The sequence below is a fragment of the Streptomyces sp. CNT360 genome (assembly GCF_000424785.1).
In genome coordinates this window covers 107,484-122,154 of sequence record NZ_KE384248.1, presented here as the reverse complement: position 1 = coordinate 122,154, position 14,671 = coordinate 107,484, and the positions used below count along the sequence as shown (strand labels likewise).

Here is a 14,671-nt window from a genome sequence, read left to right as displayed (position 1 = left end):
TTCGGCCCCTCGGCGAGGGCGGTCAGGCGGGGTCCCGGCATGGTGTGCCGGTCTCAGCGCTCCGCCCGGTCAGCCGTGGCGTGCACCGACAGGAGGGCGACCGAGGTGAGGAGGATGATGCGGGTGGCCGATTCGAGGCCGTTCCACTTCTCGGACTGCCACATGGCGAACCACTCCCCTCCGACGGCGATGAAGCCCGCGCCGAACAGCGCGAGCAGCATCAGCAGCCCCACGGTGGACAGAAGGCGGGCCCGTCGCAGGGCTCTCCGCCGCAGCCACAGCCCGGTGGCGGCGATCAGCACGAGGGCCGAGGCGGTCTCCCAGACGATGATGGCGACGTACGCGGTGTCCTGCCAGGCCCGGGAGGTGACGGCGCGCCACATCAGGTCCTCGTCCTGAAAGGTGGTGTCCATCGCCAGGACGTGCCGCACGAACTCCCTGTTGGTGCCGAAGTCGGTGATGTTCCCGAAGGCGACCAGCGCGATGTACAGGGCGACCGTGGCGGTCAGTACCGCGGCGCTCGCCTCGCGGATTCCGAAGGGGCCACGGGTGCGGGCAGGGGGAGCCGCGGTACGGTCGCGGCCGTCGGCGGGGTGATCAGATGAGACGCTCATGGTCCGACTATGGGCCACGGCCGTGCGGCTGCTGAAGGGCCCCCGCCTGCCGGGAAGTGGGCGAAGCAGCGCGGGAGCCGCGGACGATCACCGTGCGGCCCGTCTCGCAGGCGGTGTTCCGGGGCGGCGCGCGGGAGCGGGCGCCGGCGCACCTGCTCCCCGAAGGCGGAACCGTCGACAAAACCGGTGACCACGTCGGCGTGCGCCCCGCAGGGGCGCGGTCCGGACCCGCCGGGGCGCGTGCGCCGACCAGCCCCGAGAAGACAGCCGCGCGACCGGCCCGGGAGCACGCATGCCGACGACGATGCGCGCACCGCCGGGGTGGGCGGGCATCGCGTTCCGGTGAGCCCGATGCGGCGCGTGCCGGAGGGCACTCGGGCACGGGGGTGGCGTCCGGATGCGGGAGTGGCGGGGTTACTGGCCGGGATCGCCTCTCATCCGTCCCGCCCCGCGTCGTCGGCTGCCCGCCCAGGTCCGCCCGGCCGCACCGGCACCGCTCCCCCGCGCCCGGGAACCCGCCGTGCGGTCCCGGGCACGCACCACACGATCCCCGGCCCCCGTGGGGGCGGTCCGCGTGCTGTGGCCGTCGCCCCGGTCGGACCTCCGCGTGCTGTCGTCGTCGCCCCGGTCGGGCCGCAGCACGAGGGCGGCGACGAGGACGCCGGCCGTCACGCAGACCGCCGCGCCGAGCATCGTCGCGGTCTGGGCCCGGGTGAAGGCGGCCCGGGCAGCCGTGGCCACGGCCTTGCCGCTGTTGCCGGGAAGGGCAGCGGCGTGGTCGAGGGTCGCGGCGAGCGCGCCGCGGGCGTCGGCGGGCACGGCGGCGGGCAGCCCCGACCGGTAGGCGGCGGCCAGCAGACCGCCGAGGAGGGCGACCCCGAGCGCCACGCCGAACTGCTGGTGCGTGTCGTTGAGCGCGGAGCCGAGACCTGCCCGGTCCCTGGGCACCGCGCCCAGGACGGTGCTGGTGACGGCGGGACCGGCGAAGCCGTTGCCGCCGCCCACCAGGAAGAGCCCGGCAGCGGCGAGCGCGTAGCTGCCGTGCGGGGTGAGAGCCGCCAGGAAGAGGAAGCCCACGGCCGTGCAGGCGAACCCCGCGATGATGGAGAGCCGGTGGCCGATGCGGGCAGGCGCGCGGCCTCCGGCGTAGGAGCCCAGCACGATGCCCGCCGCCATCGGTGCGGAGGCGAGCCCGGCCTGGAGGGGACTCATGCCCCGTACGAGTTGGAGGTACTGGGCCAGGATGAACAGGGTGCTGCCGGTGCCCATCGAGATGACCGTGACCGCTGCGCTCCCACCGGCGAACCGACGGTCGCGGTAGAGGGCGAGATCCACCATGGGGGCGGACGCCCGTCGTTGCCGTCGCACGAAGGCCACTCCGGCCACCGGCGTCACGAGGACGGCCACCAGCATGGCGGGCCGGGACGCGTCGCCCTCGCCTGCGAGGATCACGGCGCTGGTGAGGGCGACCATGCCGAGGGTGATCCACAGGGCGCTGCGCGCGTCGACGGGGCGGGCGCCGCTGTCCCGCGACTCTGGCACCAACCGCCGGATCGCCACCACGGCCACGCATACGACCGGCGCGTTGACGAGGAACGCCCCGGTCCAGTTCCACAGCGAGACCAGCGCCCCGCCGAGCACGGGTCCGACCGCCATGGCCACCGAGGCGACGACGCCCCAGACGGCGAAGGCCCGCGGGCGTTCGTGCACGGGGAAGACGTGCACCAGCAGCGCCAGTGTGGCGGGCATGACGAGTGCGGCGCCGACCCCCATCAGCGCCCGCATCGCCACCAGCCACCACACCGACCAGGCCAGCGCCGCCGCCGTGGAGGCGAGACCGAGCACGAGCAGCCCGGCCACCATCGTGCGCCGTCGCCCCCACCGGTCGGAGAGCGCGCCCGCGGTGATCAACAAGCCCGAGAAGACCACCGTGTAGGCGTCGAGGACGGCCTGCTGCCAGGCAGTCGACGCGTCGAACGCCGCGGCGATGGAGGGCAGCGCCACGTTGAGCACGGTGTTGTCGACGACGATCACCAGCAGGGCGGCACAGATGGCCACCAGGATCGCCCAGCGGCGCGGATGGCCCTGGCTCTCCCCGTCCGCGTCGCCGCCCTCCCCCCTGTCGTCGTCCGGCTTGCCCGTCTTGCCGGAGGAAGTCCCGTTCACGCATCTCCGATCGGCTCCATGGTGTCCCCGAACGAAAATAGCGGCCGTGCCGAGCGCCGCGTCAGGAGGAGCGGCAGCAGGCCGGTGCCTCCCGGTACGCGCTGCGCGCCCGCTCAGGAACGCTGCCCCGGGGATGAGGCGCGGCGGCGTACGGGGAGGAGACGTGTCCCGTCACCCCGTGCGGCCGTCGGCGACCTCCGCCTCGGCGGCCCGCTCGATCTCCGCGCGTTCGTGGCGGGCCCTGCGCCGGTCGGCGCGGTCGGCGTCGACCACGTCGAGGAAGACGTGGTCGACGTCGGTGCAGTGTTCCGCCAGGTTCCTCTTGACGCGGACGAGGGCGTCCTCCACGTGCTCGCTCTCCACACCGGGCGCCAGATCGATCCGCGCGGCGAGCAGCACCGAGTCGGGGCTCATCCGCATCGTCAGCACCTCGGTGACCGCGTCGATCTCCGGCTGCGCGTCCAGGAAGTCGAGGATCTCCCGTTGCAGCACCGGGTCGGCCGCCTCGCCGATGAGCTGGTCCTTGGCGCCACGGCCCAGGATGAAGGCGATGTAGACCAGCAGGGCACCGATCAGCAGCGACGCCACGCCCTCGTACCACCCCTGGCCGGTCACCATGTGCAGGGCCATCCCGGCCATGGCCAGCACCACGCCCAGGCAGGCGGCGCTGTCCTCCGCCAGCACCGTCCGCAGAGCCGGGTCCTCGCTGTGCCGCACTTCGGCCCGCATCGTCCGGCCGGCCTCCCGCGCCTGGCCCCGCACCTGGAGCAGCGCCCTGACCAGCGAGGTGCCCTCGGCGAGCAGCGCGATGAACAGCACGACCAGGCCGACGACATAACCGGTCGTCGTCTCCTCGCTGGGCGAGGTGAACGCCTCGAAGCCCTGGAAGAAGGAGAAGCAACCACCGGTGACGAAGATGCCCACAGCGGCGATCAGGGACCAGAAGAACCGCTCCTTGCCGTAGCCGAACGGGTGCGCGGCATCGGCGGGCTTGCGGCTCCGCTTGAGCGACGCGAGGAGGAACACCTCGTTCAGGCTGTCCGCCACGGAGTGGGCGGCCTCCGACAACAGCGCGGGAGACCCGGCGAGGAGCCCGCCCGCCAGTTTCGCCACAGCGATCAGCACGTTGGCCCCGAGGGCGACCCACACGGTCACCTTCGTCTCCCCGTCCCGCACCTGCCCCTCGTCGGCGCTGCCGCTCCCCAGCGATGTCGACCTTGATGTCTCAGTCATCGGCTCCTCGGTTCCCCTGGCGATCCGAGCCCGGGTACCCGTACCGAACCGGTCGACTCCGTCTCCCCGACCCGCAGGAAAGTCACCGGACGCACCGTGGTGGTGAACCACCATGGCGATGCCCACCAGGAAGGCGGCTTCAGCTTTCTCGGAGAGGACTCCCGGGGCGAAGCCCCAGAGGAGGTGAGGGGTTACAGGGGCGAAGGCCCCACCTCGGGAACCACCTTGCCGGGATTGAACAGCCCCAACGGATCCAACGCCCCCTTGACGGCCTCCTGCACAGCACACACCTCGGCCCCGAGCTCCCGAGCCATCCCCTCCCGCTTGAGCAGCCCGACTCCGTGCTCCCCGGTGACGGTCCCACCCAGCGCGACGGCCTCGGCGAGCAGTTCCTCGAACGCCGCCTGCGCGGCTTCCCGAGCCGCCTCGTCCCCCGGCGGCGTGATCAGCAGCGGGTGCAGGTTGCCGTCCCCGGCGTGCGCGATGGTGGCGATACGCACGCCGTACCGACGGCCGACGGCCTCGGTACGGCCCAGCATCTCGGGAACAGCCGACCGCGGCACGCAGACGTCCTCGGTGAGCACGGGCCCGAGCCTCTCCAGCGCGGGGTAGGCCAGACGCCGCACCTCGAAGAGCGCCTCCGCCTCGACGGGATCGGTCGAGCGCTCCGCCCACAGGGCACCGCTCTCGGTGAACGCGTCGGCCACCGCCGCAGCCTCCTCGTCGCCCGCCTGCCCAGGTGTGTCGACCCGGGCCAGCAACAGGGCCGCGGCGTCGGCCTCGATGCCGAGGTGCTTCCACTCCTCCACCGCCGTCATGCAGGCGCGGTCGAGGAGTTCGAGAGCGGCGGGCTGCAGTCCGCGCCGGGTGCACAGGGCGACGGCGTGCCCGGCCGAGACCAGATCCCCGAAGGCGCCGACGACCGTGTGCGGGGTGCCGGTGGGCGCCCGCCGGAGCCGCAGCGTGATCTCGGTGATGACCCCGAAGGTGCCTTCGGAGCCGGTGAAGAGACCGGTCAGGTCGTATCCGCTGACGCCCTTGGAGGTGCGGCGGCCGAAGCGGACGGCGGTGCCGTAGTCGCCTGCCGGGCCGCCCATGACGGCCTCCAGTCCCAGGACGTAGTCGCGGGTGACCCCGTACTTGAGGCAGCACAGGCCACCGGCGTTGGTCGCCACGTTGCCACCGATGGTGGACCAGGGGGCGCTGGCCGGATCCGGCGGATACCACAGCCCGTGTTCCGCGACGGCGGCCTTGAGGTCGTTGTTGACGACGCCGGGCTGCACGACGGCCAGCAGGTTGTCCGCGTCGATCTCCAGGATCCGGTCCATCCGGGACAGGTCGACCACCAGGCAGCCGTCGGTGGCGTTGGCCCCGCCGGACAGCCCGGTGCCCGCGCCCCGGGTGACGACGGGTATCCGCCACTGGGCACAGACGCGCACGGCCGCCTGCACCTCGGCGGTGGAGGCGGCCCGCAGCGCTGCCAGGGGCTCGCCCGCGGGCGCCCACTCGGCGTCGTCGGCGGCCAGCGTGGCCAGGATGTCGGGGTCGGTGACGAGTGCGCTGTCCGGCAGTGCGTCGGTGAGCGCGTCCAGTGCGGTGTTCACCCGGGAACGCTAACGCCGTGGGCGGATCACCGGCCACGGCGGGTGGGGGCGGGTGGGCCCCGGCCGCGACCGGTCGGCCTGCCGAACCGGCTCCGGCCACCGGTCCCCACCGCGGCCCGGCGACCGGTCCGGTCAGCCGGTGTGCGTCTCCAGAATCCGGATCAGAAGGGCGTTGCAGGCGTCGGGGCGCTCCGTGCCGGGGTAGTGCGCCGCTCCCTCGACGACGGCGCTCCGACCGTCGGGGACGGCGCGCACGAGCCGCTTCCGCCGGACGACCTCGCCTCCCGGCTCACCGAGGTCTTCACCCTCGTCGGCCCTGTCCATCGGCGGGCCCGGCGCGCGATGGAGGAGGTCGCTCCCACCGCAAGGCTCTCCGTCGGCGTCCGCGCCGTCCTCGACCAGCGTCGCGAACACGGTCCCACGACGGTGCCCCGGATGGGCCGCGTCCAGGCTCTCAGCAGGCGCTTCGTCCAGCGGATGGTCAACGGTGCGGCGGCTCCGGGGCTGGCCGAGACCGTGCCCGACCCTGCCCACAGGCGCTGCTCACCGGCCCGGTTGACACCGGCCGGCACCGCGGCCGGCACCGCGCTGCACGCCCGCGAGCGCGCACTTGTCTCCCGGGTCGGCGGCGGCCCGGTGCGGGCCGACGTGGAGGCTGCGTCACCGTGCTGCGCCGATTGCTGAGGCACCTGGACGATGTCGACGTCGACAGGACAATGGATCGACAGGCATACACATCGACAAGGCGACAGTGCGACGGTGAGCGGTGACGCGCAGCTTAACGGTCATTAACATCGCCGCGTGGCGCCGGGGAGCGGCGTCCGTACACCCGCAACCGCACGGCGGCGGCGACCGCCGTGCCGGCATGATCGGCATGAGGAGCTGGCCGTGGCCACTGACTATCCCCTGACCCGGACGACGGACCCCGTCTCCCCCGCGGAGCGCGAACGGATCCTCGCCGCACCGGGCTTCGGCCGGTACTTCACCGACCACATGGCCGCCGCCTCGTGGAGCGCGGACCGCGGCTGGCACGGCCACCGGGTCGGCCCCCTGGAGCCGTACTCCCTCCACCCGAGCGCGGCCGTGCTGCACTACGCCCAGGAGATCTTCGAAGGGCTCAAGGCGTACCGGCACGCCGACGGCAGCGTCTGGCTCTTCCGCCCCGAGGCCAACGCCGCCCGCTTCGCCCGCTCCGCCCGCCGGTTGGCGCTGCCGCCGCTGCCGGAGGAGGACTTCCTGGCGGCGGTCGAGGCACTCGTCCGCGCCGACGCCGCCTGGGTACCGGCGCCCAGCAGCGAGGAGAGCCTGTACCTGCGGCCGTTCATGTTCGCCTCGGAAGCCTTCCTCGGGGTGCGTCCCGCCAAGGAGATCGCCTTCGGCGTGATCGCCAGCCCGGCAGGTCCCTACTTCGCCGGCGGTCTGTCCGGGGTGACCCTGTGGGTGACCAGCACCTACACGCGGGCTGCCAAGGGCGGCACCGGCGCCGCCAAGTGCGGCGGCAACTACGCGGGCGGGCTGGCGGCGCAGCTGCAGGCCGAGGAGCACGGCTGCGACCAGGTGCTCTACCTGGACAGCGCGGGCGAGGGCCACCTGGAGGAGTCGGGCACCATGAACCTGTGCCTGGTCACCGCGGACGGCCGCCTGGTCACTCCGCCGTTGGGCACCATCCTGGAGGGCGTGACCCGGGACACCGTGCTGGCGCTGGCCGCCGACGCGGGGCTCGTCCGCGAGGAGCGCGCGGTCACCGTGGAGGAGCTGCGCACGGGTGCCGCCGACGGCACCGTCACGGAGGTGTTCGCGGCGGGCACGGCAGCGGTCGTCACGCCGATCACCGGGTTCAAGGGAGAGGGCTACGCCTTCACCGTCGGCGACGGTGAACCCGGCCCGCGCACGGCGGAGTTGCGCGCCCGCGTGCTGGACATCCAGTACGGCCGCACCGCGGACAGCCACGGCTGGATGCGCCGAGTGCTGTGAGGCCGGCCCGTCCCGTCGCCGTGTGCCGCCCCGGGTCGGTACGGTGCCGCACCGGGCCGTTCGGAACGCCTGCCCCGCTCTGAGTACGCACACTCAAATGAGAGCGGGGGCGGGTGGGCAAGCTGAACGCATGACGACGCCACCGCTGTCCGGGCAGCCGCACCAGCCGCACGGTGCCGGCCCGGTGCCCGCGCCGTACCCGCCGGCACCACCCGGCGTACGGCGAGCGGTGCACCTCGCCCTGGCGGTGGCGCTGCTCCTGGCGCTCGCCGGGGGCGGCGCCGTCTCCTGGTGGCTGCTGTACGGTCGCGACGCCGCGCCGCTGGCGGGCCGGCCCCGGGTGAGCGACACCAGGGCGGGGATCTCCTACGCGATACCCCCGGGCTGGGAGCGCGACCGCGGCGAGGACAGCGACCCGACCGACGCGTTCTCCTCGCGCATCGCCGGCGGGACCGGCGGCGGGAAGGGCAGCAGCAGCGTTATCAGCGGCCGGTCGGGGCAGGTGGTGCCCGGGTCCGAGCTGCGTACGTACACGGAGGCCGCCGCCCGCTCCGACGCGGAGCTCTTCTTCCCCGACCGCACCGCCCACCTCGCCCGGACCCGCGCCACGACGGTCAGCGGCCACCCGGCGCACACGGTCGTGCTGCGGGTACCGGACCAGGGGCGGGGCGGGGCCGCACGCCTGCGGATGACGGTCCTGACGGTGGACAGCGACCGTACGGTCCTCCTGCTCGGCCTGACCACCGACGGCACCCGGGCGGGCGCCAGGGACGTCGACGACGTCCTCGACAGCGCCGAGGTGCGGTGACGCGGGACGGGACCCTCGGCAGTTCCGGGTCCGCCGCGGCGGGCGGCCGCATATCCTGAGCCGGCGCATCGCATTCCTCGTGGGTGCTGGAGGAGCACTCCGCCGGGCCGCGAGAGAGGATGGGAGAGTACGCCCCGGCCAGGAAGGTAGCCGTCGTCGTGAGGAACCGCGAGGAGCCCACCGCAGGCGACGCCGAGGGCGCGCCAGGGGTGAGCCCGGCCCCGTCCGGCGGACTGCTGGACGTACTGGCTGTCGGTGCCGTGGTGCTGGACGCCGAGGGGCGCATCCTGCTGTGGAGCCCGCAGGCCGAAGAACTGTTCGGGTACTCGGCGCAGGAGGCGCTGGGACACCACGCCGCCTCGCTGCTGGTGCCCGAGGAGCATGTCGACCTGGTGCTGCGGCTGTTCGACGAGGTCATGCGGGAGGGGACGAGCTGGGCCGGTTCCTTCCCGGTCAAGTGCCGGAACGGCGAGGTCAAGCCCCTGGAGTTCCGCAGCATGCGACTGCACGACGACCAGGGCGCCGGCTACGCACTCGGCCTGATCACCGACCAGGCCACCCTGCGCGAGGTCGAGCGGGACCTGGCCTTCTCCGCCCGTCTGGTCCAGCAGTCCCCGATGGGTATCGCGGTCATCGACACCGCGCTGCGCTACGTGTCGGTCAACCCCACCCTCACCCAGCTGGACGGTGTCGAGGTCGAGGAGCACCTGGGACGCGCGGTGCACGAAGTCCTTCCGCCGGGCCAGGCCAAGGAGGCCGAACGGGTGATGCGGCGGGTCCTGGAGACCGGGGAGCCCGTCATCGACCGCGAGGTCCTCGGCGGAGAGACCCCCCAGGGGCAGGGGCACGCCTGGTCGGTGTCCGTCTACCGGCTGGACGACGCCGGCGGCCGCCCGCTGGGGTTGTCCGTGTCCGTCACCGACATCACCGAGCGCCACCGGGCGGCCCAGCACGCCGAGCAGGCCCGGGAGCGCCTCTCCCATCTGGCGGAGGCCTCGGTCCGCATCGGCACCACGCTCGACCTGGAGCAGACGGCCCGTGAACTGGCCGAGGTCGCCGTCCCCGATCTGGCCGACATCGCGGCCGTGGATGTGCTGGACGCCGCCGTGCGGGACCAGCCCCTGCGGATCCCCGAGGAGGAGACGGCCACCTTCCGCGCCCTCGCCCTGGTCACCGGTTACCCGACCGTCGCCGCCGACGCGGCCGACCCGCCCGGCCATGTGGCCCGCTACGGGGCTGACCGGCTGGTCACCCGCTGCGTCGCCACAGCCGAGCCGGTGGCCGTGCCCGCGGTGCGGGCCGAGGACCTGCCGAGCATCGCCAAGGACGAGCAGGCGGCGGCCCTGCTCGCGCGGGCCGGTCTGCACTCCTACCTGACCGTCCCCCTCATCGCCCGCGGCGAAGTCCTCGGTGCGCTCGACCTCAAGCGCACCCGGAACCCCAAGCCGTTCGACCGCGACGACACCGTGCTCGCCTGCGAGCTGGCCGGACGCGCGGCCGTCTGCATCGACAACGCCCGCCTCTACCGCCAGCAGCGCAGCATCGCCCTCACCCTGCAACGCAGCATGCTGCCCACCATGGCCGCGACGCCCACCCGGCTGCGGGTCGCCTCCCGCTACCAGCCGGCCGGCGCCCGCAGCGAGGTCGGCGGCGACTGGTTCGACGTGCTGGAGCTGGGGCAGGAGTCCACCGCGCTGGTGGTCGGCGACGTGATGGGCAGCGGCATCAACGCCGCCGCCACCATGGGGCGCCTGCGCACCGCGACCCAGACCCTCGCCCGGCTGTCGCTGCACCCGGCCGACGTGCTGTGCCACCTGGACCAGATCACCCTGGGTCTCGACCCGTACATCGCCACCTGCCTGTACGCGGTCCACGATCCGTCCCGCCGGGAGTGCCGGATCTCGGCGGCCGGTCACCTGCCTCCCGTCCTCGTCCCGGCGGGCGGCGAGCCGCGGTTGGTCGAACTGCCCACGGGCGCGCCGCTGGGCACGGGAGTGGGAACGTACGGCACCGTCACCGTTCCGCTGGAGCCGGGCGACCGGCTCGTGCTGTACACCGACGGCCTGGTGGAGACCCGGCACGACGACATCGAGGACCGGCTGGAGGTGCTGCTGGACCTGCTGCGTCCGGGCGCACCGGGCACCGCGGAGTCCCTGGAGGAGACGTGCGACCGCCTGCTGCGGGCACTGCGCCGTCCGGAGAACCACGACGACGTGGCGCTGCTGGTCACGAGCCCCCGGGACTGAGCGGGGAGCCGGTCAGGAACCGGCGCGGGTACGGACGTAGGGTCGTGCGGTAACGGGGCCGTGGCAGGATGCGGCCCGTCATGGCTGGAAGGCGACCGTGACTGCGAATCCCGAGCACCTGTCCCTGCTGGATCTCCCGCCGCTGACCGCGGAGCACTTCGCCGCCGTCGAGGACAAGATCGCCTCACTGCTGCGGACGCGCTGCGACGTGGTGGCGATGCAAGGCGAGGCGCTGCTGCCGCTGGAGGCGTGCATCCGCTCGGCCGCGGCGCCGGGCAGCACGGCGCTGAACGTGATCACCGGCCCCTACGGTGAGACCTTCGGCGGGTGGCTGCGCGACTGCGGGGCCGAGGTCGTCACCCTCAGCGCGCCGTTCACGGGGGCGGTCGACGCGGAGCAGGTGGCCGCGGCGCTGCGGGAGAACCCGCGGATCAGCCTGGTGAGCCTCGTGCACGCCGAGGCCGCGACGGGCAACACCAACCCCGTCGCCGAGATCGGTGCCGTGGTGCGCGAACACGGTGCCCTGCTGATGCTCGACGCCGTGGCGTCGGTGGGCGCCGAGCCGCTGCTGACGGACGAGTGGGGCGTGGACCTGTGTGTGATCGGCGGGCAGAAGGCCCTGGCGGGTCCGGCCGGTGTCTCCGCCGTCTCCGTCAGCGCCCGGGCCTGGGAGCGGATCGCCGCGAACGAGGAGGCACCGCGCCGCTCGTACCTGTCGCTGCTGGACTGGAAGCAGCGGTGGCTGGACAGCGGCCGTACGGCTCTGCCGCACGCACCGGCGCAGTTGGAGATGCTGGCGCTGGAGCAGGCCGTCGACCGCGTCGAGGCGGAGAGCCTGGAGGCGTCCTTCGCCCGGCACCGGGCCGCATCCGCCGCGCTGCGGGCGGCGGCACGGGAGCTGCCCGGGCTGGCCCCCTACGTGGTGCGCGACCAGGACGCGGCGCCCGCGGCCACGACGCTGCGCACCGGTGAGGGAGTGGACGCGCGCGAGGTGGTGGCCGCCGCGCTGCGGGCCGATCCGCAGGTCCCGCTGCAGGGCGCGGCCGGCGCTCTGGCCGAGGACGTGCTGCGCGTCAACCACTACGGGCGCGCCGCCGACCGCGCGGTGGTCCTGGCCACGGTACGCGCCCTGGCGGCGGCGGTACGGACGGTGCCCGGCGCCGGCGGTACCGGCGCGCCGGAGGCCGACGCAGCCGCGGAGGCGGCCGAAGCCGCGTGGGACGGCGCGGCGCGCTGAGGGGGTGGCGCAGGGACGCAGCCCCCCGGGCCACGGGGCGTCGCTGCGGATTTCGCCGTACCCGAGCAACGGCACGCCCCGCCGCCGGGGCGGTGGGGCGCCCGCGTGCCGGCTCACTCCGGCCAGGGTGACTCCAGGACGGTGCGGACGAAGTCGCCACGACGGAAGTGCGGGTCGTAGTGGGCCAGGACATCGGCCTTCACGTTGCCGAACGTCGTCTGCGGCTTGTGCTCCACGCCGTTGGCGAAGGCCCGCAGGATGCTCTGTTTGAAAGCCGGCCGCGGGTGCACGGCGACGACGGCCGCGCGGTCGTCCGCCGTCAGTTCGTCGAAGCCGAAGCCGAGCACGTCGTACTCGACGCCCGCCGTCACCAGCGCCACCTCGGGTTCCATGAACTCCGGGATGCCGGGTGTGGTGTGCAGGGCGATCGCCGTCCACACCCGGCGGATGCTGTCCTCGGGGGCGCCGCGGGCCGCGAGGAAGCGGCGGGCCTCGTCCGCGCTGTCGACTTCGAAGCGGCGGCCGCTGCGCTGGAACGGCTCGCCGAGTCCCACGTCGTGGAAGAGGGCGGCGACGTACAGCAGTTCGGGATCGTGGCTGATCCCGCGGGCGCGGGCCAGCAGGCTGCCGAAGAAGAAGACCCGGCGGGAATGGTCGTAGACCAGGTCGTCGGTGGTGTCGCGGACCAGTTCGGTGGCCTCGGCCGCCAGCCGGGAGTCCGGCACCCGTACGCCCGCCGGACCGTCGTGCTGCTCGTCCATCGGCCTCCTTGACTCCTGCTCCTGCTCCGCCGTGCGCTCCCCCGGTGCCCCCGGTCCGCCGTCGGTCGTCAGTGGCCGCCTGGGGTGGGTTCCAGGACGAAGACCGGGATCTCCCGGTCGGTCTTGCTCTGGTACTGCGCGTAGTCGGGGAACGCCTCGACGGCCCGCTTCCACCACTGGGCCTTCTCGTCCCCGGTGACCTCACGCGCGGTCATGTCCTGCCGTACGGGACCGTCCTGCAGTTCGACGCGCGGGTCGGCGACCACGTTGTGGTACCAGACGGGGTGCTTGGGCGCCCCGCCCAGCGAGGCCACCACGGCGTACCTTCCGTCGTGCTCGACCCGCATCAGCGGCGTCTTGCGGACCTTGCCGCTCTTGGAGCCGCGTGTGGTGAGGACGACGACGGGCATCCCGCGCATCGTCGTGCCCTCCGTGCCTCCGGAGCTCTCGTACAGGTCGACCTGGTCGCGCACCCACTGCTGCGGGCTCGGTACGTACTCACCCTCGATCGGCATCCTGACTACGTCCCCTCATCGGCTCGCGGACCGGCTGTCTTCCGGCCACCGGGTCGTCTTCGTCCGGCACCTCTCGGATTACCACGGGCGGCGGTGCCGTACACGTGCAGGGCGGCGCGGACTCCCCGGCGGGAGGGGATAGCGTGACCGCGAACGTGCCGCCGGGCACGTGAGAAGTTCGTTCACCCGGAGGATGAGACTCTCGTGGCCCGTATCGAGGACGCGCGCAACACCTTTGACAAGTTCGACCGCAACGGCGACGGGTACGTCACCCCGGTCGAGTTCCAGCAGGCCATGGTGGAGATGGGAGACCGGCACTACACCGTGAGCCTGGCGGAGGCCATAGTGAGGACCCGCGACGCCAACGGCGACGGCGTCCTCACCTTCGAGGAGTTCTTCGACAAGGCCAAGGACCTCTGACCCGGAGCGTCTGCGCGCACTCCGCTTGTCCCGGTCGGGCGGTCGCCGGCGGCGACCGCCCGAGTCGTTCCTCGGGCCCGGGCAGGTCACCGCAAGGCGCCCCCCGTAATCCGGATGCGGGGTCACGGGGGCGGGCGGGATTCTGGGGCCATGAGCACCGACGACGCCGGGAGCAGCCCGGCCCACGGCGCTCCCGGACTGCTGCGACCGTCCCAGCAGCGCGCGTTGCGGTACGTGGCCGGACGCTCGGCGGGCGGACCGCTGGGGCGCCAGGTGCGGGTGACCCTCAACTTCCACCCCGACCGGCTCGTAGCCGGGGAGCCGGTACTGGAGCGGCTGGCGCGCGAGGGTGTCTACTCCTCCCAGTTCGTCACCGGAACCGGCAACGGCGGGCTGACCGCGTATCCGGGCAGTGACCGGTGGCGGTGGGAGAGCCTGATGTTCGGCGGCGCGTACGACGCGGCCCCGCCCGCCGAGCGCCCGGTCTACGGGGCGCCCAACCATCGCCACCGCCGCTGCGGCGCGGCCCCGCGCTTCGGCTCGGCACATGTCCGGCTGACGGTGGAGGCGCTGGGGCGGGCGACGTTCTGCTAGCCGGACAGTGCCGCCGCGCCGTCCGCGTTCGGCGTCGCCTCCCGGATGGCGCTGGTCGATCAGGCCGAGGCCGACGACGCGGACCTCCTGGACGACCTGGACGACTACGTCGAGGCACAGGTGCACGGAGGCGTCACCCTCTCCCAGGATGTCGAGGCGCTCGTCCTGGATCCCTGTTTCCGGGGCACGGAGGTGGAGGCGGCGGCCCGGCGGCTGCCCTGCCGCCTGGAGTGGCACGGGGGTTTCCGGCTCGGCACGGACGAGCTGCGCCGTCACCCCGACTACCGTGGCCCGGCGTGCGTGGAGCTGGGTCTGCGCCTCGCGCGGGAGGGCCGGCTCGACCCGTGGGTGCTGGGCGAGGCCGCCCGTACCGGACGGCACGACCCGCAGGCGTTGAAGAAGGTGTGGCACTGCCTGGCACGGTTCGGTTCGGCGTCGGCGACCGGGGAATCGTAGGGTGTCGGCAACAAGTTCGATGCCTCGGCGGACCACCGGGGCC

12 protein-coding genes and 1 pseudogene are annotated in these 14,671 nt (G+C 73.6%); 7 read left to right on the top strand and 6 right to left on the bottom strand.

Annotated elements, in window-relative coordinates; all coding sequences use genetic code 11:
- Positions 1-53: 53 nt before the first annotated feature.
- The 4 genes from H297_RS0133075 to H297_RS0133060 all read right to left on the bottom strand — a co-directional run bounded on the left by H297_RS0133075 (position 54) and on the right by H297_RS0133060 (position 5,617).
- Positions 54-614: a DUF2165 domain-containing protein gene (locus H297_RS0133075; RefSeq protein ID WP_078515021.1), complete on the bottom strand. Its 561-nt coding sequence runs from the start codon at positions 612-614 to the stop codon at positions 54-56.
- Between the two features lie 414 nt (positions 615-1,028).
- Positions 1,029-2,780, bottom strand: a complete 1,752-nt coding sequence (locus H297_RS39940; protein ID WP_064744911.1) for an MFS transporter — start codon at positions 2,778-2,780, stop codon at positions 1,029-1,031.
- Between the two features lie 171 nt (positions 2,781-2,951).
- A complete protein-coding gene (locus H297_RS39935) occupies positions 2,952-4,013 on the bottom strand; it encodes a cation diffusion facilitator family transporter (RefSeq protein ID WP_037795924.1) in 1,062 nt (353 codons plus the stop codon).
- A 191-nt stretch (positions 4,014-4,204) separates the two neighbouring features.
- Positions 4,205-5,617, bottom strand: a complete 1,413-nt coding sequence (locus H297_RS0133060) for an FAD-linked oxidase C-terminal domain-containing protein (RefSeq protein ID WP_027740526.1) — start codon at positions 5,615-5,617, stop codon at positions 4,205-4,207.
- A gap of 141 nt (positions 5,618-5,758) precedes the next feature.
- On the opposite strand from H297_RS0133060, the gene H297_RS39930 reads away from it, so the two are divergent.
- The 5 genes from H297_RS39930 (at position 5,759) to H297_RS0133035 (ending at position 11,882) form a co-directional block, all read left to right on the top strand.
- On the top strand, positions 5,759-6,301 hold the full coding sequence (locus H297_RS39930; RefSeq protein WP_486589778.1) for a MarR family winged helix-turn-helix transcriptional regulator: 543 nt from the start codon (positions 5,759-5,761) through the stop codon (positions 6,299-6,301).
- Between the two features lie 204 nt (positions 6,302-6,505).
- Positions 6,506-7,591 (top strand): branched-chain amino acid aminotransferase, encoded by a 1,086-nt coding sequence (locus H297_RS0133050; RefSeq protein ID WP_027740525.1) that lies wholly within the window; start codon positions 6,506-6,508, stop codon positions 7,589-7,591.
- Between the two features lie 130 nt (positions 7,592-7,721).
- On the top strand, positions 7,722-8,399 hold the full coding sequence (locus H297_RS0133045; RefSeq protein WP_027740524.1) for a hypothetical protein: 678 nt from the start codon (positions 7,722-7,724) through the stop codon (positions 8,397-8,399).
- Positions 8,400-8,557: 158 nt separating this feature from the next.
- On the top strand, positions 8,558-10,645 hold the full coding sequence (locus H297_RS0133040; RefSeq protein ID WP_027740523.1) for a SpoIIE family protein phosphatase: 2,088 nt from the start codon (positions 8,558-8,560) through the stop codon (positions 10,643-10,645).
- A gap of 97 nt (positions 10,646-10,742) precedes the next feature.
- Positions 10,743-11,882 carry an aminotransferase class V-fold PLP-dependent enzyme gene (locus H297_RS0133035; protein ID WP_027740522.1) on the top strand — a complete coding sequence of 380 codons (1,140 nt, stop codon included), beginning with the start codon at positions 10,743-10,745 and terminating at the stop codon, positions 11,880-11,882.
- Positions 11,883-11,995: 113 nt separating this feature from the next.
- Here the strand turns inward: H297_RS0133035 and H297_RS0133030 are convergent, their stop codons facing one another.
- Together H297_RS0133030 and H297_RS0133025 are read right to left on the bottom strand one after the other, a co-directional pair.
- Positions 11,996-12,643, bottom strand: coding sequence for an HD domain-containing protein (locus tag H297_RS0133030; protein WP_027740521.1), 648 nt, complete (start codon positions 12,641-12,643; stop codon positions 11,996-11,998).
- A 68-nt stretch (positions 12,644-12,711) separates the two neighbouring features.
- Positions 12,712-13,158 carry a nitroreductase family deazaflavin-dependent oxidoreductase gene (locus H297_RS0133025; RefSeq protein ID WP_027740520.1) on the bottom strand — a complete coding sequence of 149 codons (447 nt, stop codon included), beginning with the start codon at positions 13,156-13,158 and terminating at the stop codon, positions 12,712-12,714.
- A 204-nt stretch (positions 13,159-13,362) separates the two neighbouring features.
- Between H297_RS0133025 and H297_RS0133020 the strand changes: the two genes are divergently transcribed.
- The gene (locus H297_RS0133020; RefSeq protein WP_027740519.1) at positions 13,363-13,578 is read left to right on the top strand and encodes an EF-hand domain-containing protein; all 216 of its coding nucleotides are present in this window, start codon (positions 13,363-13,365) and stop codon (positions 13,576-13,578) included.
- A gap of 150 nt (positions 13,579-13,728) precedes the next feature.
- Positions 13,729-14,628: pseudogene (locus H297_RS39925) on the top strand (DUF3626 domain-containing protein).
- Positions 14,629-14,671 lie beyond the last annotated feature (43 nt).

Bases quoted from the DNA above. Each gene is read 5' to 3' on its own strand.
- H297_RS0133075 (WP_078515021.1), bottom strand. From the start codon at position 614: ATGAGCGTCTCATCTGATCACCCCGCCGACGGCCGCGACCGTACCGCG.
- H297_RS39935 (WP_037795924.1), bottom strand. From the start codon at position 4,013: ATGACTGAGACATCAAGGTCGACATCGCTGGGGAGCGGCAGCGCCGAC.
- H297_RS0133045 (WP_027740524.1), top strand. From the start codon at position 7,722: ATGACGACGCCACCGCTGTCCGGGCAGCCGCACCAGCCGCACGGTGCC.
- H297_RS0133030 (WP_027740521.1), bottom strand. From the start codon at position 12,643: ATGGACGAGCAGCACGACGGTCCGGCGGGCGTACGGGTGCCGGACTCC.
- H297_RS0133025 (WP_027740520.1), bottom strand. From the start codon at position 13,158: ATGCCGATCGAGGGTGAGTACGTACCGAGCCCGCAGCAGTGGGTGCGC.